The 20282-nt window shown below is 70.4% G+C and carries 20 protein-coding genes; 7 read left to right on the plus strand and 13 right to left on the minus strand.

Annotation, left to right across the window (positions count from 1 at the left end):
* Positions 1-114: 114 nt before the first annotated feature.
* Genes EHO50_RS17325 through EHO50_RS17335 form a run of 3 tightly spaced genes read left to right on the plus strand, consistent with a single transcriptional unit; the run spans position 115 to position 3208 of the window.
* Complete coding sequence (locus EHO50_RS17325) at positions 115-1425, plus strand: ABC transporter substrate-binding protein (RefSeq protein WP_128431044.1); 1311 nt, start codon at positions 115-117, stop codon at positions 1423-1425.
* Positions 1425-2381 (plus strand): carbohydrate ABC transporter permease, encoded by a 957-nt coding sequence (locus EHO50_RS17330; protein ID WP_246101201.1) that lies wholly within the window; start codon positions 1425-1427, stop codon positions 2379-2381. Before EHO50_RS17325 ends, EHO50_RS17330 begins: the two co-directional genes overlap by 1 nt.
* Positions 2378-3208 carry a carbohydrate ABC transporter permease gene (locus EHO50_RS17335; RefSeq protein WP_128431045.1) on the plus strand — a complete coding sequence of 277 codons (831 nt, stop codon included), beginning with the start codon at positions 2378-2380 and terminating at the stop codon, positions 3206-3208. Before EHO50_RS17330 ends, EHO50_RS17335 begins: the two co-directional genes overlap by 4 nt.
* A 29-nt stretch (positions 3209-3237) precedes the next feature.
* On the opposite strand, the gene EHO50_RS17340 is transcribed toward EHO50_RS17335, so the two are convergent.
* The 8 genes from EHO50_RS17340 to EHO50_RS17375 form a co-directional block, all read right to left on the minus strand.
* A complete protein-coding gene (locus EHO50_RS17340) occupies positions 3238-4518 on the minus strand; it encodes a ribonuclease D (RefSeq protein ID WP_128431046.1) in 1281 nt (426 codons plus the stop codon).
* 270 nt (positions 4519-4788) lie between these two features.
* Positions 4789-5310 carry a hypothetical protein gene (locus tag EHO50_RS17345; protein WP_128431047.1) on the minus strand — a complete coding sequence of 174 codons (522 nt, stop codon included), beginning with the start codon at positions 5308-5310 and terminating at the stop codon, positions 4789-4791.
* A 130-nt stretch (positions 5311-5440) separates the two neighbouring features.
* Positions 5441-6637: a putative T7SS-secreted protein gene (locus EHO50_RS44045; RefSeq protein WP_164904871.1), complete on the minus strand. Its 1197-nt coding sequence runs from the start codon at positions 6635-6637 to the stop codon at positions 5441-5443.
* A gap of 10 nt (positions 6638-6647) precedes the next feature.
* Entirely contained in the window at positions 6648-6959 is a 312-nt protein-coding gene (locus EHO50_RS17355; RefSeq protein WP_128431048.1) for a WXG100 family type VII secretion target, read from the minus strand.
* A 172-nt stretch (positions 6960-7131) separates the two neighbouring features.
* Positions 7132-7839 (minus strand): hypothetical protein, encoded by a 708-nt coding sequence (locus EHO50_RS17360; RefSeq protein ID WP_128431049.1) that lies wholly within the window; start codon positions 7837-7839, stop codon positions 7132-7134.
* A 129-nt stretch (positions 7840-7968) separates the two neighbouring features.
* Positions 7969-8289: a DUF4333 domain-containing protein gene (locus EHO50_RS17365; protein ID WP_128431050.1), complete on the minus strand. Its 321-nt coding sequence runs from the start codon at positions 8287-8289 to the stop codon at positions 7969-7971.
* 314 nt (positions 8290-8603) lie between these two features.
* Positions 8604-9266 (minus strand): response regulator transcription factor, encoded by a 663-nt coding sequence (locus tag EHO50_RS17370; RefSeq protein WP_003997051.1) that lies wholly within the window; start codon positions 9264-9266, stop codon positions 8604-8606.
* Positions 9267-9524: 258 nt separating this feature from the next.
* A complete protein-coding gene (locus EHO50_RS17375) occupies positions 9525-10199 on the minus strand; it encodes a DUF3000 domain-containing protein (RefSeq protein WP_128431051.1) in 675 nt (224 codons plus the stop codon).
* Between the two features lie 104 nt (positions 10200-10303).
* On the opposite strand from EHO50_RS17375, the gene hemE reads away from it, so the two are divergent.
* Positions 10304-11371: a uroporphyrinogen decarboxylase gene (gene hemE, locus EHO50_RS17380; protein ID WP_128431052.1), complete on the plus strand. Its 1068-nt coding sequence runs from the start codon at positions 10304-10306 to the stop codon at positions 11369-11371.
* A gap of 35 nt (positions 11372-11406) precedes the next feature.
* Here hemE and EHO50_RS17385 read toward each other — a convergent pair whose 3' ends face one another.
* Positions 11407-12231 carry a rhomboid family intramembrane serine protease gene (locus EHO50_RS17385; RefSeq protein WP_128431053.1) on the minus strand — a complete coding sequence of 275 codons (825 nt, stop codon included), beginning with the start codon at positions 12229-12231 and terminating at the stop codon, positions 11407-11409.
* Positions 12232-12356: 125 nt separating this feature from the next.
* Between EHO50_RS17385 and EHO50_RS17390 the strand changes: the two genes are divergently transcribed.
* Positions 12357-12695 carry a hypothetical protein gene (locus EHO50_RS17390; RefSeq protein ID WP_181449639.1) on the plus strand — a complete coding sequence of 113 codons (339 nt, stop codon included), beginning with the start codon at positions 12357-12359 and terminating at the stop codon, positions 12693-12695.
* 96 nt (positions 12696-12791) lie between these two features.
* Here EHO50_RS17390 and EHO50_RS17395 read toward each other — a convergent pair whose 3' ends face one another.
* The gene (locus EHO50_RS17395) at positions 12792-14201 is read right to left on the minus strand and encodes an FAD-dependent oxidoreductase (protein ID WP_164904872.1); all 1410 of its coding nucleotides are present in this window, start codon (positions 14199-14201) and stop codon (positions 12792-12794) included.
* 27 nt (positions 14202-14228) lie between these two features.
* Positions 14229-15239 (minus strand): DUF4349 domain-containing protein, encoded by a 1011-nt coding sequence (locus EHO50_RS17400; RefSeq protein ID WP_128431054.1) that lies wholly within the window; start codon positions 15237-15239, stop codon positions 14229-14231.
* A 161-nt stretch (positions 15240-15400) separates the two neighbouring features.
* Between EHO50_RS17400 and hemG the strand changes: the two genes are divergently transcribed.
* Positions 15401-16861 carry a protoporphyrinogen oxidase gene (gene hemG / locus EHO50_RS17405; RefSeq protein WP_128431055.1) on the plus strand — a complete coding sequence of 487 codons (1461 nt, stop codon included), beginning with the start codon at positions 15401-15403 and terminating at the stop codon, positions 16859-16861.
* A gap of 5 nt (positions 16862-16866) precedes the next feature.
* Complete coding sequence (gene hemQ / locus EHO50_RS17410; RefSeq protein WP_128431056.1) at positions 16867-17598, plus strand: hydrogen peroxide-dependent heme synthase; 732 nt, start codon at positions 16867-16869, stop codon at positions 17596-17598.
* Positions 17599-17637: 39 nt separating this feature from the next.
* On the opposite strand, the gene EHO50_RS17415 is transcribed toward hemQ, so the two are convergent.
* On the minus strand, positions 17638-19308 hold the full coding sequence (locus EHO50_RS17415; protein ID WP_128431057.1) for an alpha/beta hydrolase: 1671 nt from the start codon (positions 19306-19308) through the stop codon (positions 17638-17640).
* 123 nt (positions 19309-19431) lie between these two features.
* The gene (locus EHO50_RS17420) at positions 19432-20229 is read right to left on the minus strand and encodes a TIGR04222 domain-containing membrane protein (RefSeq protein ID WP_128431058.1); all 798 of its coding nucleotides are present in this window, start codon (positions 20227-20229) and stop codon (positions 19432-19434) included.
* Positions 20230-20282: the final 53 nt, after the last annotated feature.

Below are 20282 nucleotides of genomic sequence, written 5' to 3' on the forward strand. Positions count from 1 at the left end.
TCAGTTTGGCATCGTTGGCGAGATACGGACTTTACCGGTTAAGAAAACGTTGTCAGAGTTCGGAACCAGCCAACCCGCTCGTGCTCGTCCGTCCCGAGAACGGAGCTGATGCACATGAACCGCCGTACAGTCCTCGCCATGGTCACCGGTGCCCTGCTGCTATCGGCGTGCACCGGCACCGGAGGAAGTTCGCAGGGCGCCGAGGCCAAGGCGGCCGACGACCCGTCAAAGGTGAGCGGCACCATCACGGTTCTCACCCACCGGACCGACCTCGTGCAGGACGGGACGATGGCGAAGTACGCCACCGAGTTCAACAAGACGTATCCCAAGGTGAAGGTCGAGTTCGACGCCATCACCGACTACGAGGGCGAAGTCAAGATCCGTATGAACACGGAGAACTACGGCGACGTCCTCATGATCCCGGCCGTGATCGAGAAGAAGGACTACCCCAAGTTCTTCGCCTCGCTGGGCACTCAGGCCGAGCGGAGCAAGAAGTACCGCTTCACCGACTACACCACCGTGGACGGCAAGGTGTACGGCCAGAGCCCGCTGGGCGCGGTCCCGGGGTTCATCTACAACAAGAAGGTGTGGCAGGAGGCGGGGATCACCGACTGGCCCACGACGCCGGCCGGCTTCCTGGACGACCTGAAGGCGATCAAGTCGAAGACCGACGCGATCCCGTACTACACCAACTTCAAGGACATGTGGCCGCTCACCCAGTGGACGGATGTCAACGGCTCGGTCAGCTGCGACGAGCAGGCCACGACCAGGCTCGCCGAGGGCGACCCGTGGGCCGACGGCGCCGACCTGCGGACCGCCGACACGCTGCTGTACGACATCGTGCGCGAGGGCCTCGTCGAGAAGGACCCGACGACCACCAACTGGGAGGCGTCCAAGCCCCGTATCGCCAAGGGCGAGATCGCCACGATGTGGCTCGGCTCCTGGGCGGTCATCCAGATGCAGGGCGCGGCGAAGCAGGCGGGCGCCGACCCGGACGACATCGGGTTCATGCCCTTCCCCGCCCAGAAGAACGGCACGTTCTGCGCGGTGGCCAAGCCCGACTACAACCAGGCCGTCAACATCCACTCCGAGCACAAGGAGGCCGCCCGCGCCTGGATCGACTGGTTCACCGACAAGTCCGGCTACGCGGCGGACAACCTGGCGCTGTCCCCGCTCAAGGAGGCCCCGCTGCCCGACGTCCTGAAGCCGTACGAGGAGCAGGGCGTCAAGATCCTCGACCTCGACGACGCCTTGGGCGCCGAGGTGAAGTCCATCGACAACCAGTCCGAGATCGGCATCTACAAGCCCGACTACCGCCAGGACCTCGTCGACCTCGCCCGCGGCGCCACCAAGGGCAGCCTCGACGACTTCCTGAACGGCCTCGGCGAGAAGTGGACCGAGACCCAGAAGTCGCTGGGGTCCTGATGACGGACACGACGACCGAGAAGGCGGCTGCCACTGCCCCCACGGGGGCGGTGGGCGCCGCCCCCGAACCGGCCCCCGCCCCGCGCACGGCACGTCTGCGGCGCGGGGCCACCCCCTGGCTCTTCCTGCTCGCCCCGCTGGCCCTCCTGCTCACCTTCACCTACGCGCCGATCGCCAACATGGTCGCGTACAGCTTCACCGACTGGGACGGCGTCAGCCCCGAACTGCACTACACGGGCGCCGAGAACTACGCCGAACTCTTCACCCGCTCCGACCTGTTCGAGGTCTTCTGGGTCAGCGGCTACTACCTGGCCGCGTCCGTCTTCCAGATCGTCGCCGCCCTCTACTTCGCGACGATCCTGAGCTTCAACGTCCGCTTCCGGAACTTCTTCAAGGGCGTGCTGTTCTTCCCGTATCTGATCAACGGGGTCGCGATCGGCATGGTCTTCCTGTACTTCTTCCAGGACGGCGGCACCCTGGACGCCGTCCTCGGCCTCTTCGGCGTGGAGACGGACCGCGCCTGGCTCGGCACACCGGAGTCGGCGAACACCTCCCTCGCCGCCGTCTCCGTCTGGCGCTACCTGGGCCTGAACTTCGTCCTCTTCCTCGGCGCGATCCAGTCGATCCCGGGGGAGCTGTACGAGGCGGCCGAACTGGACGGCGCCGGCCGCTGGCACCAGTTCCGCTACATCATCGCGCCGGGCATCAAGCCGGTCCTGAGCCTGACGGTGATCCTCTCGATCTCCGGTTCGCTCTCGGTCTTCGAGATCCCCTACATCATGACCGGCGGGGCGACCGGCACCGAGACCTTCGTGATCCAGACCGTGAAGCTGGCCTTCCAGTTCAACAAGACGGGGCTCGCCTCCGCGGCCGCGGTCGTCCTGCTGCTGATCGTCCTGGCGGTGACCTGGGTACAGCGGCGCCTCGTCCCCGACGACAAGGTGGACCTCGCATGACCCGCCGCGCAGTGGCCCGCACCCTGGTGTACCTGTCCCTGATCGCCGCGACGGTGGTGGTCCTGCTCCCGCTGGCGGCGGTCGTCCTGACGTCCCTCAAGTCCGAGAAGGAGATGGCGAGCGGCAGCGGGGCGCTGTCCCTCCCCGACGACCTGCTGAACTTCCACAACTACGCGACGGCGTTCGAGGACGGCCGGATGCTCTCGGCCTTCGCCAACACGGCGATCATCCTGCTCTTCGCCATCGGCGGCACGGTCCTCATCGGCTCGATGACGGCGTACGCCATCGACCGCTTCACCTTCCGCTTCAAGAAGCTGGTCGTGGCGTTGTTCCTGATCGCCGCCCTGGTCCCGGGCGTCACGACGCAGGTGGCGACCTTCCAGATCGTCAACAGCTTCGGCATGTTCGACAGCCTCTGGGCGCCGATCGTCCTCTACATGGGCACGGACATCGTCTCGATCTACATCTTCCTGCAGTTCGTCCGCTCCATCCCGACCTCACTGGACGAGGCGGCCCGCCTGGACGGCGCGGGCGCCTTCACGATCTACCGCAAGATCATCTTCCCGCTGCTGAAGCCGGCCATCGCGACAGTGGTGATCGTCAAGGGCATCACCACCTACAACGACTTCTACATCCCGTTCCTCTACATGCCGTCGGAAGACCTTGGCGTGATCTCGACGTCCCTGTTCCGCTTCAAGGGCCCGTTCGGCGCCCACTGGGAAACGATCTCGGCAGGAGCGGTATTGGTGATCCTGCCGACGTTGATCGTCTTCCTGCTGCTGCAGAGGTTCATCTACAACGGCTTCATGAAAGGCGCGACCAGGTGAGGCGCGCCTTCAGGGCCCTGTTGCGGCGACTAGGCGGACAAAGCAGCAACCAGAACCGGCGTGACCTGCTCGACCTGCCACGCCCGAGCCCCATAACCAGCCAACGCCTCCGCGACCGACTCCGCGTCGGCGACCTTCGGCGGCTCCCAGCACACCCGTCGCACGGTGTCCGGAGTGATCAGGTTCTCCTGAGGCATGTTGAGCTGCTCGGCGAGCGCGGAAACGGCGGCCCGAGCCGCAGAAAGCCGAGCCGCAGCAGCAGGGTCCTTGTCAGCCCAAGCACGGGGCGGCGGAGGCCCCGTCACCGGCTGCCCGGGCGCCGGCAACTGAGAGTCGCTCAAAGCCTTCGCACGATCAACGGCGGCCTGCCACTGCTCCAGCTGCCGCCGCCCCATCCGCTGCCCGAACCCGTTCAGCGCGGCGAGGGCGTGCATGTTCCCGGGCAGGGAGAGCGCGGCCTCGACAATGGCCGCGTCACCGAGCACCTTGCCCGGCGACACGTCCCGCCGCTGAGCGATACGGTCCCGCGTCTCCCACAGCTCCCGCACCACGGCCAGCTGCCGGCGCCGGCGCACCTTGTGCATCCCGGACGTACGCCGCCACGGATCCTTGCGCGGCTCGGCCGGCGGTGCGGCCGCGATCGCGTCGAACTCCTGCAGCGCCCACTCCAGCTTCCCCTGGCGGTCCAGCTCCTTCTCCAGTGCGTCGCGCAGATCGACCAGGAGCTCGACGTCGAGCGTCGCGTACCGCAGCCACGGCTCGGGCAGCGGCCGGGTCGACCAGTCGACGGCCGAGTGTCCCTTCTCCAGGACGAACCCGAGCACGTTCTCGACCATCGCGCCGAGGCCGACCCGGGGGAACCCGGCGAGCCGCCCGGCCAGCTCCGTGTCGAACAGCCGGGTCGGCACCATGCCTATCTCGCGCAGACAGGGCAGATCCTGGGTGGCCGCGTGCAGCACCCACTCCACTCCGGAGAGCGCCTCGCCGAGCCCGGACAAATCGGGGCAGGCCACGGGGTCGATCAGTGCGGACCCCGCGCCCTCGCGGCGCAGCTGCACCAGATAGGCGCGCTGGCCGTAACGGTAGCCGGACGCGCGTTCGGCGTCGACGGCGACGGGGCCGGAGCCCGCGGTGAAGGCGGCGATCACCTCGGCGAGCGCCGCCTCGTCGGCGATCACGGGCGGAATGCCCTCACGCGGCTCCAGCAAAGGAATCGGCGCCTCCGTAACAGAAGATCCGCCGTCGTCCGGAGGGGCGCCTCCGGTGGTTCGCAGTGAACTGTCTGCTGCGGTCTCTTGGGCGTCGGTCACATGTCAAGGGTATCTGTAAGGATGAGCGTCTGACCTGCGCCTTCTGGACACCTCGGCGCTGACCTGGGCAAACACGGCTCGTCGTTTCTCATGGCGCACCGGTGCTTCTCGGCCACGTGGGCCCTCGCTGTGCCCTGCAGATCGCCGGAATCCTCCGAAGGCAGCCCATAACAACCCTCCGTTCGAGGGCGTCGCACGGATCATGCCGAGAGGGGCCGGGGCCGGGCGTGGCGCCGCCGAGGCGAACCGCTCGCCGGTCCCGGCGTCCGGCTAGGCCTCCGGGGTGGCGGTGGCCGGGCGGAGGGTGGAGATGAAGGTCTGGAAGTCCTCGAGGACGTCCTGGAGCTGGCTCGTCTTCGCCGTCAGCGCGATCTCGATCTCGGCGCGTTCACTGCGCCGCTGCTCGTTCTCCAGCACCAGGATGAACTGGCTCTGCGCGAGTTCCATCGGCTGCCCGTTGACGGTGGCCTGGATGCGCAGGTTCTGCACGATCCCGGGCGCGTCGATGAGGCCCGGCGCGGGCGAGGTGCCCACCTCGGTGCGCTTGACGATCTCGACGGCGCCGACGTTCTCGCGCAGCCGCCGCACCGACTCCTCGGCGAGGCCGTGCAGGCTCGACGAGCCTTCGAGGGTATGGCCGGTGACCGTGATGTTCGGCATGAAGCCCTGGCCCTTGGAGGCCATGTGCAGTGCGACGAAGGCGGCGTGCGGGGCGCCGACCTCGTCCGGGGGTGCCGACTGCCAGCCTTGCGGGAGCTCGATTTCGAGCGGCACCGGAAGTGTGCCCGGCATGGTGGATCAACTCCTTGCGGTACGGGTTCCGACGGTACGGGAAGCGACGGGGAGAGGGGACAGGAGGGGGACGGGAAGGGGCGGCGGCGGGGAGGCCCGGGCGGGCCCGGGCTGGGCCACCCCGTGGCGGTCAGTCGAACCAGTCCCCGATCGCGTCGACCGCGTCGCCGGCCGCGTCGGTGACCTTGCCCGGGTCGATCTCGATCTGGCCACCGAGCTTGCCACCGACACCGAGGGCCACGCCGACGTCGCCGCCGATGACGAACTTGCCGTCCTTCATGCCGGCGTCGAAGTGGGCCTCGGCACCGGCGCCGGCCCACGCTTCCGCCGTGCCACCGACGCCGACACCGGCGACGGAGGCATGCCCCTCCGCGGTGGCCTTGGCGCCGGCGAAGGCCTCGCCGCCGACGTGGACGCCGTCTGTGCCGATGGAGCCCTTGACGCCGGCCTCGGCGCCCACGTATGCCTCGCCCTTGCCGGAGGCCTCGAAAACACCGACCCCGTACTTGCCCTCGGCGGTGGCCTGGGCGAGGTAGGCCTTGCCGGATGCCTGTGCGGTGGCGTTCCCGTCCACGAGACCCACACCGGCGGAGGCGTCGACACCGAGGAGGTTGACGCCCGCCTTGCCGGAGACCTCGCCGCCCGCGAACTCACCGCGGCCCTTGGCCTCGGCGCCCCACACCTTGGCGTCGGCGGTGACGGACGGGCCGGCCACGGTGACGCCCGGACCCTTGCCCTCGCGCAGGGCCTCCCTCTCCTGCTGCGTCATGTTCTTGTGGTCGCCCCAGGTCCTGATGGTCCGTGGGTCGCGTGCCCGTTCCAGCTCGAAGAGTTGCTTGGACGTCGCGCCTGTGTCGTCCTGTGCCGCTTCGGAGGCCCAGAAGAGCCAGTCGGGCGCGTTGTCGCCCTCGCCGCCCTGCGCCTTGAACTTCTTGGCCGCCGCGTCGCCCTCCGCCTCGACATGGGCGCGCGCCGACTCCAGCAGCTGCTCGCCGCCGTTCTCGTCGCCCCCGTCGTACAGCCGGATGGCCTCTTCCGCCTGCCCCTGGGCCCACTGGAGGGCCCTGGCGTAGTCCCGCAGCGCCCCGGCGGCCGCGCCCAGAGCGTCCGAGCCGCGGTACCACTTCTGCTTCTGGCCCGAGAAGTCCTCCCAGAAGGCATCGCTGGCCTGTCCGTGCCAGCTGGGAATACGGACGGAGCCGAGCTCGTCCCCGATGCCGTCGAGGGTCTTCGCATGACCGTCGAGCTTGTCCGCGTCGCCTGTGAGCTTCGACGGGTTTCCCGGGATGAGTGCGCGTGGGTCCCGAGTGGAGCCAAGTTGTGCCATTGCTTCCCCGTCAGTAGCTCGGGCCGGCGACCGCGGGCCCGGTGAAGTGGTTCTGGGACTCCTGCTCGGCGCGCTCGTAGGACGTGGCGTTCTCGTCCAGCTTGGCCGCCGAGTTCTCCCCGTCCTCCTTCATCGGGCTCTTGATGGCCTCCATCCAGGTGGCCATCAGCTGGCCGAACTCCTTGGCCGCGTCGCCGTGGCCGAAGTCGCCGCTGGAGTCCCCGAGTTCGTCGAGCTTCACCTTGTCGCTCCGGCCCACGGAGTCCTTGATCTTCTTGGAAGCCGACCGCAGCTCGGACGGCTCGACATCGAACTGGCCCATTCGCTCCCCCCTCTACGTCCAAGAGGGTGCGAACGCGCGTCCGCACCCTGATTGTTGAGAACGTAAAGAGGGTCTACCAAAGGCAAAGACGCGGCGACACCGGCCTCGGACCTCACATGATTCCTACCGGGAAGCTTCATAGAGCGACCGCATCCGGTGCCTCGGGGCGGCCTTACGGCGCCTGCGGAGGCTGGGCGGGTGACAGGGCGCCCAAGTGGCCGACGGCGTCGGCGAGATACTCAAGCGGCTCGTCGAGCGTCTCAGTGCTCAGCGGTGTCCGCTCGCGCCAGGTCATCAGCTGGCCGTCGTGGAGGCGGAGCGGCAGCTCCAAGGCACGACGGTCGGACGTGAGGAACTCCGCCAGGCCGCCGAGCACCACTGCGCGGGCCTGCTCCTCGTCGCGGGAGACGATGTGGAAGTCCTTGTCGAGCTGCGGAATGCCCACCTGCATGGCCCGTCCCCGGGAGAGGGTGTCGAACCAGCCGTCGCGGTAGACGCGCAGGTCCGGAACCTCCACGCCCACGTTCAGGGCCCAGACGGAGTGGACGGTCACGGTCGTCGTCTCCGAGTCGATGTCGCTGTCGTAGTAGCGGTACTCGAAGGCGCGGAAGGCGAATCCGCGGTACGTGCCGCTGACGACGTTGTCCCCCGCGGCGTTGCCGGCCTTGATCGGGAGCGGCTCGGCCCCCTCGTACGCGTCGACGAGGCCCCGTACCGTCTCCTCGTAGGTCCACCCGCGGCTCTCGGCGAACGACTGGAGCCGGGCGTACCCCTCCTGTTCCGCACGCTTCTTGCGGGCCTTGCGCCGGACCGCCCACACCACGAGCGCCGCGACGCCGCTCCACCACACCAGGACCAGGACTGCTTCCGCTCCACTCATGGTGACAGCATCCCCCGAGGCCCCTCTGCGGGCCCACCCCCCTGGTGCTCCATCACAATCCGCACCTCGCGGTCACACATTTCCCCCGCGCCCGCCGGAACGGTCCGGCGAGCGCGGTGCCGGTCCGGCTCAGGAGGCCGTCTGGTCGACCTGGATGCCGTACTTGATCGTGCCGCCGTCGACCGAGGTGACCTTGACCGTCACACCGAAGCTCGTGCCGTCGGTCGCGGTGAGCCTGCAGCGCAACGAGGTGCCGACCTTGCCCACGAGGTCCTCGGGGCAGGTGACGTCCGGCTTCGGCTGTCCCGTCTGCGCGGCGAGCTTCTCGGCCACCGAGTTCGCCACCTCGTCCTTGGACAGCTTGGCCTCCGAGGAGCAGCCCACCAGCAGCGCGGCGGCGGCTGCAGTGACGAGGCTCCAAGCGGCCAAGGAGGAGGGGGACTTGGGCATAACGGGCTCCGTTCAGGGCGGGGAGGACCACGAGGGTCGGAAGATGACGCTCGTCAGTGCGACTGTTTATCAGCCCGGGCTGCCCTCCTGAAGGATCTTCACATCCTCCCGCTCCTGCCCGCGAGTGATCTTCACCTGCCGTGAATGGACAGCGCCCGCCGACGGAACGTTCCGTCGGCGGGCGCCTGAGGGTCGCGAACCAGTGGGTCGAGCGAGAGGTCCGGTTCACGACGGACGGGGACGCGGGCGGGGATCGGCGGCCGATCCCCTGCACGTCAGTGAATGATCAAGAGGTCAATGGATGTCAGCCGATCTCAGTGGATGATGCCGGTGCGCAGGGCCACGGCGACCATGCCGGCGCGGTCGCCGGTGCCCAGCTTGCGGGCGATTCGGGCGAGGTGGCTCTTGACGGTCAGGGCGGACAGGCCCATCGAGACGCCGATCGCCTTGTTCGACTGGCCCTCCGCCACCAGCCGCAGCACCTCGACCTCGCGACCGGACAGCTCGCGGTAGCCGCCCGGGTGGCTCGGGGCACCCGGGTGGCGACGGTGCATACGGGCGGCGGCGGCGCCGATGGGGGCGGCACCAGGCCGGGTGGGGAGCCCGACGTTGGTGCGGGTGCCGGTGACGACGTAGCCCTTCACACCGCCGGCGAGGGCGTTGCGTACGGCGCCGATGTCGTCGGCGGCGGACAGGGCGAGGCCGTTGGGCCAGCCCGCGGCGCGGGTCTCCGACAGGAGGGTGAGGCCGGAGCCGTCGGGCAGGTGGACGTCGGCGACGCAGATGTCGCGGGGGTTGCCGATGCGGGGACGAGCCTCCGCGATGGACGAGGCCTCGATGACGTCGCGCACACCGAGCGCCCAGAGATGTCGGGTGACGGTGGAGCGGACGCGGGGATCGGCGACGACCACCATGGCGGTGGGCTTGTTCGGGCGGTAGGCGACCAGGCTTGCGGGCTGCTCGAGGAGAACGGACACCAGGCCTCCTGGGTGCGGGGACGGCTTTCAAGGTCACAGTCGTCTTCGGCACCAAACCCGTGGCCCTTTAGGGAAAGATCACGATTTAGTGAGTAACAATCGGGGCAATTCAGACACGTGGTCGATCGTTCGGTGAGCGAATTGGCTCGATCGAGAGCTATTCCTGACCGAAAGTGGCCGTATCGACAAAGTGATGGTCAAGCGTGTGGCGGTTCGAGCAGGTGACCGTCAAGCGAGCGGCGAGCGAGCGGACGGCGGTCAGCGGGACTGCGGATCGCGGCGCTGCGGCAGCGTCACCACCGACGCGTCACCCGGCCCCGCCGGAGGCAGGCCCGCGACCTGGGCCAGCAGGTCGCACCACGACGCCAGATGGGCCGCGGTGTCCGGAACGCCGCCCAGGCCCTCACGGGGCGTCCAGGAGGCCCGGATCTCGATCTGCGAGGCCGCCGGGCGTTCGGCCAGGCCGCCGAAGTAGTGCGAACTCGCGCGCGTGACGGTGCCGCTCGCCTCGCCGTACGACAGTCCGCGGGCCTGGAGCGCGCCGGTCAGCCAGGACCAGCACACGTCGGGCAGCAGCGGGTCGGCGGCCATCTCCGGCTCCAGCTCCGCGCGCACCAGGGTCACCAGCCGGAAGGAACCCCGCCAGGCGTCGTGCCCCGCCGGGTCGTGCAGCAGCACCAGACGGCCGTCGGCCAGGTCCTGGTCACCGTCGACGACGGCGGCCTCCAGCGCGTACGCGTACGGAGCCAGGCGCTGGGGCGCCTTTGTCTGCTCGACCTCGATCTGCGGCCGCAGTCGCGCGGCCCTGAGCGCGTCGACAGCGGCCCGGAAGGGCGCCGGAGCCGTACTGCTCCCGTCCAAGTCGCCCTCCTTGGCGTCCTTTGCGTCCATTCCGCCAGCGCCGTCCGACAGTCGTTCCTGAGCCGCAGCCATGCCGGGAAGATTAAGGGGAACGGGGGCTTCGTGCAGGGAGAGACACCCGGACAACACGGCAACCCCAACGCCGGGCCCTGTGCGGCCGTGCGAGACTTGCCCCCGTGAGTGCCAACCAGACGCCGCCGCCAGCCACGCCCGACGCAGTCAAGGATTCAGCCTTCCTCAAGGCGTGCAGGCGCGAACCCGTGCCGCACACGCCCGTGTGGTTCATGCGACAGGCCGGGCGCTCCCTGCCGGAGTACCGCAAGGTGCGCGAGGGCATCCCGATGCTCGAGTCGTGCATGCGGCCCGAGCTGGTCACCGAGATCACCCTGCAGCCCGTGCGCCGGCACAACGTGGACGCGGCGATCTACTTCAGCGACATCGTCGTCCCGCTCAAGGCCATCGGCATCGACCTCGACATCAAGCCCGGCGTCGGCCCGGTCGTCGAGAACCCGATCCGCACCCGCGCCGACCTCGCCCAGCTGCGCGACCTCACCCCCGAGGACGTCTCGTACGTCACCGAGGCCATCGGCCTGCTCACCCGCGAACTCGGCGCCACCCCGCTCATCGGTTTCGCCGGCGCGCCTTTCACCCTTGCGAGCTACCTCGTCGAGGGCGGCCCGTCCCGCACGTACGAGAACGCCAAGGCGATGATGTACGGCGACCCCGAGCTCTGGTCCGACCTGCTCGACCGCCTCGCCGACATCACGGCCGCCTTCCTCAAGGTCCAGATCGAGGCCGGCGCCTCCGCGGTCCAGCTCTTCGACTCCTGGGTCGGCTCCCTCGCCCCCGCCGACTACCGGCGCTCGGTGATGCCCCACTCGGCCAAGGTCTTCCAGGCGGTCGCCGAGTACGGCGTCCCGCGCATCCACTTCGGCGTCGGCACCGGTGAGTTGCTGAAGCTCATGGGCGAGGCCGGCGCGGACGTCGTCGGCGTCGACTGGCGCGTGCCGCTGGACGAGGCCGCCCGCCGCGTCGGCCCCGGCAAGGCGCTCCAGGGCAACCTCGACCCGACGATCCTCTTCACCACCCCCGAGGCCGTCGAGGCCAAGGCCCGCGAGGTGCTCGACGCCGCCGCCGGTCTCGAGGGCCATGTCTTCAACCTCGGCCACGGCGTCATGCCGTCCACCGACCCGGACGCGCTGACCCGGCTCGTCGAGTACGTCCACACGCAGACGGCCCGGTGAACCGGTAAGGAAGCGGACGGCTCGGCAAGAGGCGCTCACCACGTCTGCCGGGGCCGCGCCCGCCTGCCGAACAGCAGGCCGCGCGGTTCCGGTGGCGACGGTGTCCCCGGTTTGAGCGGCCAGGCGAGCGCCATGCCCGCGAGGAAGCCCACGATGTGCGCCGCGTACGCCACGGTGCCCGCCTCGGAGACGCCCTCGCCGGACGAGTACACCGCCTGCAGCCCGAACCAGAAGCCGAGCACCAGCCAGGCCGGCAGCCGCAGCGGCAGGAAGATCAGGAACGGGACCAGGACCCACACCCTGGCCTTCGGATACAGCACGAGATAGGCGCCCAGCACGCCCGCGATGGCCCCGGACGCGCCGATCAGCGGGTCGGCGGAGTCGTCGTTGAGGATCGCGAAGCCGTACGACGCCGCGTAGCCGCAGACGACGTAGAAGAGCAGGTACCGCACATGGCCCATGCGGTCCTCGATGTTGTTGCCGAAGATCAGCAGGAAGAGCAGGTTGCCCAGCAGGTGCAGCCAGCTGCCGTGCAGGAACATCGCGGTGAAGACGGACAGCGCCGGGGACTTGTCGTACTCCGGCGCGCCGATCACACAGCCGGGGCCCTGGGCGCCCACGGCGACCTCGCCCGTGGGGACCACCCTCGGCAGCTGGTCGTGGATCAACTCCCTCGGCACCGCCGCGTAGTGGTCCAGGAACGCGTGCAGATGGCACAGCTGGGCCAGGCTGCTCTCACCGGCCACGGAGCCGGCTATGCCGGGCGTGGACAGGAACACGAGGACGTTCGCGGCGATCAGCGCGTAGGTCACCCACGGGGTGCGGCGGACCGGGTTCACGTCATGGACGGGTATGACCACGAGGGATTTCTGCCCGGGATACGTCCGGCGAACCGGTGAACGCCGTCGCCTGTGCGCGCGTATGTCTTCTCAACCGCCCGCGGCACGGGGAAGGCGGGTCGCGGGGACTACGTGAGGAACAGGCGATGAACGACCGAGTTACTCCTCCGATGCACGCGTTGCCGGACGGGGAGGCCGAGCTCTCCATGGTGGTGCGGCTGCCGTGGGAAGACGTGGCCCGGCTGGGGCAGGAGGCGGGGCGGCTTGCTGCGCAGATGCAGCGGCCGGTGACGCTTGATGAGGCCGTCAGTCATCGGTTGCGGTCCTCCAGGCCTGCGGCTGCGCATGCCAAGCCGGCGGGGGAGCAGCCGGCTGCTGCCGCCGCCATGCCGCCGAGTGTGAGTGCGTCGGTGTCGTCGTTGCCCTCGCGGCCGCCGGCTGAGCAGGCTCGGCAGGCCATTGAGAGGATCAACGGATCTGCCTAGTCGCCGTAGGGGTGTGGGTGGTTCGGCGGCTGCCGGCTGTCTTTGGCTGGTCGCGCAGTTCCCCGCGCCCCTTTAGGGCGTTGCTCGCGCCGCCTGTTATGAGGGTCCGGCGCTTACCGCCTTTGCCGCCTTCCTGGCTGCCACCAGCACCGGATCCCAGACCGGCGAGAACGGAGGCGCGTAACCCAGGTCCAGGGACACCATCTGTTCCACCGTCATCCCCGCCGTCAGGGCTACCGCCGCGACGTCGACCCTCTTGCCCGCGCCCTCCCTCCCCACGATCTGTACGCCCAGGAGTCGGCCGGTGCGGCGTTCCGCGAGCATTTTGACCGTCATCGTCGACGCGCTGGGGTAGTACCCCGCGCGGCTGGTGGACTCGATCGTCGCCGTCACGTACTGCAGGCCCGCTCTGCGCGCGTCCTTCTCGCGCAGGCCCGTGCGGGCGATCTCCAGGTCGCAGACCTTGCTGACGGCGGTGCCCACCACGCCGGGGAACGTGGCGTAGTCGCCGGCGGCGTTCGTGCCGATGACCTGGCCGTGTTTGTTGGCGTGGGTGCCGAGGGCGATGTGGCGTTCCTGGCCGGAGACCAGGTCGAGGACCTCGACGCAGTCGCCGCCCGCCCAGATGTTCTCGTGGCCGCGCACGCGCATGGCCAGGTCGGTGAGCAGGCCGTCGTGGTTGCCGAGGGGGAGGCCGGCGGCTCGCGCGAGCGTGGTCTCCGGGCGTACGCCGATACCCAGGACGACCACGTCCGCGGGGTACTCGGCGTCCTCCGTGGCCACGGCGCGGACGCGGCCGTCCTCGCCGGTGAGGATCTTGGTGACCTCGGCGTCGTTGACCATGGTGATGCCCAGGCCCTCCATGGCCTGGTGCACCAGGCGGCCCATGTCCGGGTCGAGCGTGGACATGGGCTCGCTGCCGCGGTTGACGACCGCCACCTCGTAGCCGCGGTTGATGAGTGCCTCGGCCATCTCCACGCCGATGTATCCGGCGCCGACCACGACTGCGCGGCGGCCACGCGTGTGTGCCAGCGTGTCGATGAGGGCCTGGCCGTCGTCGAGGGTCTGCACGCCGTGCACGCCGGGGGCGTCGGCGCCCGGCATGTCGGGGCGGATCGGGCGGGCGCCGGTGGCGATCACGAGTTTGTCGTACGACGTCCAGGACTCGGCGCCGGAATCGACGTCACGCGCGCGTACCCGGCCGCCGGCCACGTCGATCTCCGTGATCTCCGTCCGCATGCGCAGGTCGATGTCCCGCGCGCGGTGCTCCTCGGCCGTACGGGCGATCAACTGGTCCCGGTCGGGGACGTCGCCGCCCACCCAGTACGGGATGCCGCAGGCCGAGTAGGAGGTGAAGTGGCCGCGTTCGAACGCCACGATCTCCAGTTCCTCGGCGCTCTTGAGCCGCCGTGCCTGCGACGCCGCGGACATCCCCGCGGCGTCGCCCCCGATCACGACCAGTCGCTCCCGCGTACCCCGTACACCCCTCGCAGCGCTCATGTTCATGCGAACACGCTACGAGGGCCGGGCATTTCAGTCCTGCTCGCCGCCCTGTCCGGCGCCACGCTCGTCCCCCGCGCGCGTGGGCGTCGGTGCCGGGCGGGCTGTCGGCAGCGGGCCCAGGGCGGTCGTCGCGGGCGCGGTGGCCGGCCGGCGCGGCAGCCGGGGGCGCAGGACCTTCAGCCACACCAGCACGATCAGCGCCGCCACCGCGGCGAAGGGCAGCACGGCGCCCAACGCCACCGCGAGCCAGCGCAGCATCGTCACGAACGCGTCCCAGCCGCCCGCGAGCGCGTCCAGGAAGCCGGGGTCGTCGTCCTTCGCGGCCTTCTTCACCGGCGTCTCCGACAGGGAGAGGGTGATGGTCGCAAGGCTCGTGCGGTCCTTCAGGGACGCCTGCTGGGCGAGCAGCGACTCCAGGTCGGCCTGGCGGGAGCTCAGCTCGCCCTCCAGCGTGACCACGTCGCTGAGCTTGGTCGCCTGGTCCATCAGCTCGCGGATCCGGGCCACGCTGGCGCGCTGCGACTTGATGCGGCTCTCCACGTCGACGACCTGGTCGGTGACGTCCTGCGCCTTGGCGCTGCGCTCGATCAGCTTGCCCGCGCCTTCCAGTTCGGTGAGGACTTCGGCGTACCTGTCGACGGGTACGCGCAGGACGACGCGGGTGTGCTCATGGCCCTCCTCGTCCCGTGTCGTCGTCTCGTTGCCGACGTAGCCGCCCGCGTTCTCGGTGCTGGTGCGGGCCTCGTCCAGGGCCTTCGGTACGTCCTTGACCTGCACGGTCAGCGAGGCCGTACGGATGATGTGGCTCGCGGTGACCTTGGGTGCCGCGCTCGCCTTGTCGGCGGCGGAGCCGGTGCCCGGGGCGCCCTCCTGCACACCTGCCTTGGAGTCGGCCTGGGCGGCCTCACCCCCGGCGTTGCTGCCGGAGGCCGAGTCGTCCGCCGCGCCGCTGCAGCCGGTGAGCGCGAGGGCCGCGGCCAGCAGGATGCCGGCCAGGGCCTGGACTGGTCGAACGGATCGTGCGGAGCGTCGTGCGCGCATGTGGGCGTCCCCCCGAGGGTCGTCGTGACGACTGATGCTTCTTCGACGCCCGGGTCCGGCGGAACGTTGGCGGGAAACGGTCCCGATGCGGTCACGGTCGGGACTCGTGAAGGACACCGGGGGGCGGACGGATTGTCAGTGGGGTCTGAGAGGCTGTGGACATGCGCGAAGTGGAGACTCGTACGGGCACGGGCCGGGTCGTCGTCATCGGGGGCGGGATCGCGGGGCTCGCCGCGGCCCACCGGCTGCTGGACGCCGGCCGGCAGGTGACGGTCCTGGAGGCGTCGGACCGGGTCGGCGGCAAGCTGCTGCCCGGCGAGATCGCCGGTGCGCGGGTGGACTTCGGCGCCGAGTCGATGCTGGCCCGCCGCCCCGAGGCCGTCGCCCTCGCCCGCGAGGTGGGCCTCGCCGACCGTCTCCAGTCGCCCGCCACCGCGACGGCCTCGATCTGGACCCGCGGTGCCCTGCGCCCCATGCCCAAGGGGCATGTGATGGGCGTCCCCGGCACCGCGTCCGCCCTCTCCGGCGTTCTGTCCGACGAGGGCCTGGCCCGCATCGAGCGCGACGCCGACCTGCCCCGCACCGAGGTCGGCGACGACGTGGCGGTCGGCGAGTACGTGGCGGCACGCCTCGGCCGCGAGGTCGTCGACCGCCTGGTCGAGCCCCTGCTGGGCGGCGTCTACGCGGGCGACGCGTACCGCATCTCGATGCGCTCGGCGGTCCCGCAGCTCTACCAGGCCGCGCAGACGCACGACTCCCTGACGGAGGCGGTCCGCGAGGTCCAGGCCAAGGCCGCGGCCAACCAGCAGACGGGGCCGGTGTTCATGGGCATCGAGGGCGGAGTCGGCCAACTCCCGCTCGCGGTCGCGGAGTCGGTGCGCGCGCGGGGCGGCGAGATCGTGACCGGGGCGCCGGTGACGGAGCTGCGCCGGGAGGAGCCCACCGGGTGGCGCGTCGTCACCGATGACCGTGTGCTGCACGCCGACGCGGTCGTCGTCGCCGTACCCGCCCCGGCCGCCGCGACCCTCCTGCGCGCCGAGGCCCCCGAAGCCGCCACCGAGCTGACCGGCATCGAGTACGCCTCCATGGCCCTGGTCACCCTCGCCTACCGCCGCGCCGACACCGACCTCCCCGCCGGCAGCGGCTTCCTCGTGCCGCCGGTCGACGGGCGCACCATCAAGGCGTCGACGTTCGCCTCCCAGAAGTGGGGCTGGATCGCCGACGAGAACCCGGATGTGGTCGTCCTGCGCACGTCCGTGGGGCGGTACGGCGAGACGGAGATCCTTCAGCGCGGCGACGACCACCTCGTGGAGGTCTCCCGCCGCGACCTCAGGGAAGCCACCGGCCTCGACGCCGCCCCCCTCGAAACCCGCGTCACCCGCTGGACCGACGGCCTGCCCCAGTACCCCGTCGGCCACCACGCGCGCGTGGCCCGCATCCGCGAGCACGTCGCCAAGGTGCCGGGCCTCGCCGTGTGCGGCGCGCAGTACGACGGCGTGGGCATCCCGGCGTGCATCGCGAGCGCGTACGCCGCGGTGGACCAGATCCACGGTGACCTGAGCCGTGTGGAGGAGCTCACCGCCAACCCGGTGCAGAGTCTGCACGGAGGAGCGGGAGAATAAGGGACATGAGTGACGACGCCCCCACCACCGAGTCCGGCAGGATCCCGAACAAGGGCAAGCTGGCCAAGGACCTCAACGAGGTCATCCGCTACACCCTCTGGTCCGTCTTCAAGCTGAAGGACGTGCTCCCCGAGGACCGCGCGGGCTACGCCGACGAGGTCCAGGAGCTGTTCGACCAGCTCGCCGCCAAGGACGTGACGATCCGCGGCACCTACGACGTCTCCGGCCTGCGCGCCGACGCCGATGTCATGATCTGGTGGCACGCCGAGACCAGCGATCAGCTGCAGGAGGCGTACAACCTCTTCCGCCGCACCAAGCTGGGCCGTGCCCTGGAGCCGGTCTGGTCGAACATGGCGCTGCACCGCCCCGCCGAGTTCAACCGCTCGCACATCCCGGCGTTCCTCGCCGACGAGACGCCGCGCAACTACGTCAGCGTCTACCCCTTCGTGCGTTCCTACGACTGGTACCTGCTGCCCGACGAGGACCGCCGCCGCATGCTCGCCGACCACGGCAAGATGGCCCGCGGCTACCCCGACGTGCGCGCCAACACGGTCGCCTCGTTCTCGCTGGGCGACTACGAGTGGCTCCTGGCCTTCGAGGCCGACGAGCTCTACCGCATCGTCGACCTCATGCGCCACCTGCGGGCTTCCGAGGCCCGGATGCACGTCCGCGAAGAGGTGCCGTTCTTCACGGGGCGCCGGAAGTCGGTGGCGGAGCTGGTGGCCGGGCTGGCCTGACCGGACGCGGTGCTGCGAGGGCGGGCCGGGGTCGCCTGATCAGTGCGGTAGCCGGGCGGTTGCGGCAGTCTGGGGTCGGCCGCCCGGGTTGGTCTCGGTCTGCTGGCGCAGCTTCTTCGCCTGGGGGTCGCCCGGGCGCTCCGGCTTCGGCTCGGGGTGCCCTTCGCACGAGGCGCGTCGCGCCGGGAGGCGGCCCTCCAGCAGGTAGGCGTCGAGGTGGCCGTTGACGCAGGCGTTCGGGCCGTACGCGATGCCGTGCGTACCGGCGTCCCGTTCGGTCACCAGGACCGAGCCCGCCAGACGCCGGTGCATCTCCAGTGCCCCTTCGTACGGCGTGGCCGCGTCCCGCTCGGCGGCCAGGATCAGAATCGGTGGCACCTCACCCGGCCCCGTCCGCACGTCGATGGGCGCCTGCCGGGGTGCCTGCCAGTAGGCACACGGCAGGTTCATCCACACGTTGTCCCAGGTCTCGAACGGCGCCACGCGCGCGAGCCGCGTGTTGTCCCGGTCCCAGACCGCCCAGTCCGTCGGCCAGGGCGCGTCGTTGCACTCGACGGCCGTGTACACCGCGCTCGAGTTCTCGGCCTCGGCCGCCGCCTCCGTCACGGGTGCGGCCAGCTCGACCAGCGGCTTGGGGTCGCCCTTCAGATACGCCGACAGCGCCTGCGCCCGCGCGGGCCAGTAGTCGTCGTAGTACCCGGCCTGCAGGAACGCCTCCTGCAACTGCCCGGTCCCGATCTTCCCGCCCGCCGGCTCCGCGGCCAGCCGCGCCCGCGCCTTGTCGTAACTGCGCAGCACCTCCTCGGGGGTGTCACCGAGCCCGTAGACGTCGTGGTGCTTGGCGACCCATTCCCGGAAGTCCTCCCACCGCCCTTCGAACGCAGCCGACTGGGCGAGGTTGTTGCGGTACCAGACCTGCGCGGGGTCGGGGTTCACCGCAGAGTCGAACACCATCCGCCGTACGTGGGAGGGGAAGAGAGTCGCGTACACCGCGCCGAAGTAGGTGCCGTACGACGCGCCCATGAACGTCAGCTTCTCCTCGCCCAGCGCGGCGCGCAGGACGTCCAGGTCACGGGCGTTGTTGAGGGAGTTGTAGTGCCGCAGGGCGCTGCCCGAGCGCTGGGCGCAGCCGCGGGCGTAGGCCTTCGCGCGGGCGATGCGCTCCTTCTTGTACGACTCCGAGGGGTGCGTCGGCGCGTGGGTGGGCCCCTTGAGGGAGTGCTTGGGGTCCTGGCAGGACAGCGGCGCGGAAGGTCCCACTCCGCGCGGGGCGTAGCCGACGAGGTCGTACGCGCCCGCCAGCCGCTTCCACGCGGGCAGGACACCGATCAGCGGGAAGTGCAGGCTGGAGGCGCCCGGGCCGCCCGGGTTGTAGACCAGGGCGCCCTGGCGCGGCACGCGGTGCTTGCTGTTGTGCGGGTCCTTGTGGGTGGCCCGCATCCGGCTGACGGTGAGCTTGATCTGCTTGCCGTCGGGATGTGCGTAGTCGAGCGGGACGGACACCGTGCCGCACTGCACGTTGTCCGGCAGCTCCCGCTCCTTCGGGCAGCTGCCGAAGGTGAGGCCGCTCACCTCGGCGCGTGCCACGGCCACCGTCGTGCCGTGCCACTCGTCCGCGCCCGGGGCGCCCCCGGTGCTGCCGGCCGGGGCGGCGGCGAGGGGCGTCAGGAGCAGGGCCCCGGCGGCCGAGTAGAGGGCGGGAGCTCTCATGGCGTATCCCTTCGCAGCACGGCAGCAACAAAAGGGATATTTCGTTTGTCTGTTGGTGAAGGCAAGCACCACCTGCCGGTGTCGGCGTCAATGCCCCCTATGCGCCACCGAACCCCGCACCGGTCAGTCGTTCCAGTGCCCTGCCTCGTGGTGCGGCTCGCGGTGCGCGAAGGCCGCGCGCAGGTCCGGCTCGCCGATCGCGCGTACGCCCCGTACGGCGACGGAGGTGAGGAACGTACGGTCGCCCCCGCCCCGGGAACGCCGGACCAGGCCACTCAGCAACCGCTGCCCCGCCGGGGAGGCCCATTGCGCGTACGGGTGGATCTCGACCCGGGCGATGGCGAGGCAGCTCAGGGTGAGCACGAAGGGGAGCGCGAACCACAGGGCGACCAGATGCGCCGGCATGTCCGACTGGGCCGGCGCCAGCAGGGCGACCGCCCCCAGCGCCAGGACGACCACCGCGGCGAGCTGCACCTGCCGGATCGCGGCCGCGATGCCGCTGCGCGTCCCGTCGGGTACGGCGAGGCCCGCGCTGACCAGCCGGTCGGCGAGGCTGCCGACCGCGTCGGCGGCGGCCGCGGCGTCCCGCACCGGCTCGATCCGGGACTGGCCCTGAGGCCCGATGGCCCCTATCACCGAGCGCTCCATCTCGTCCCGGCCCCGGGGATCGACGACCGTCGCCCAGCCGGTGCGCGCGAGCAGCAGCCGCCGCTGCCGCGCCATGGAGACGAGGGTCAGATCGGCCACCCGCCGGGGGCCGCCGGACAGGAACGCGGCCTCGTACAGCGTCAGATCGCGGCCCTGGCCCGCGGTCGCCTCATTCGTTTCCATGGCCGCGGCGTGCACGGCGGCCAGGCACAGCCGGGTGCACGCGGTGCCGGCGACGGCCCAGGCCAGCAGCAGGAGAAGGACCCAGAACATGGCACCCATTTTGCGGCCAAACCGCCGCCGCTCTCGCGGAGTTGGTTGCTCGC

The sequence above is a fragment of the Streptomyces cyaneus genome, assembly GCF_004028635.1.
Lineage (GTDB): Bacteria > Actinomycetota > Actinomycetes > Streptomycetales > Streptomycetaceae > Streptomyces > Streptomyces cyaneus.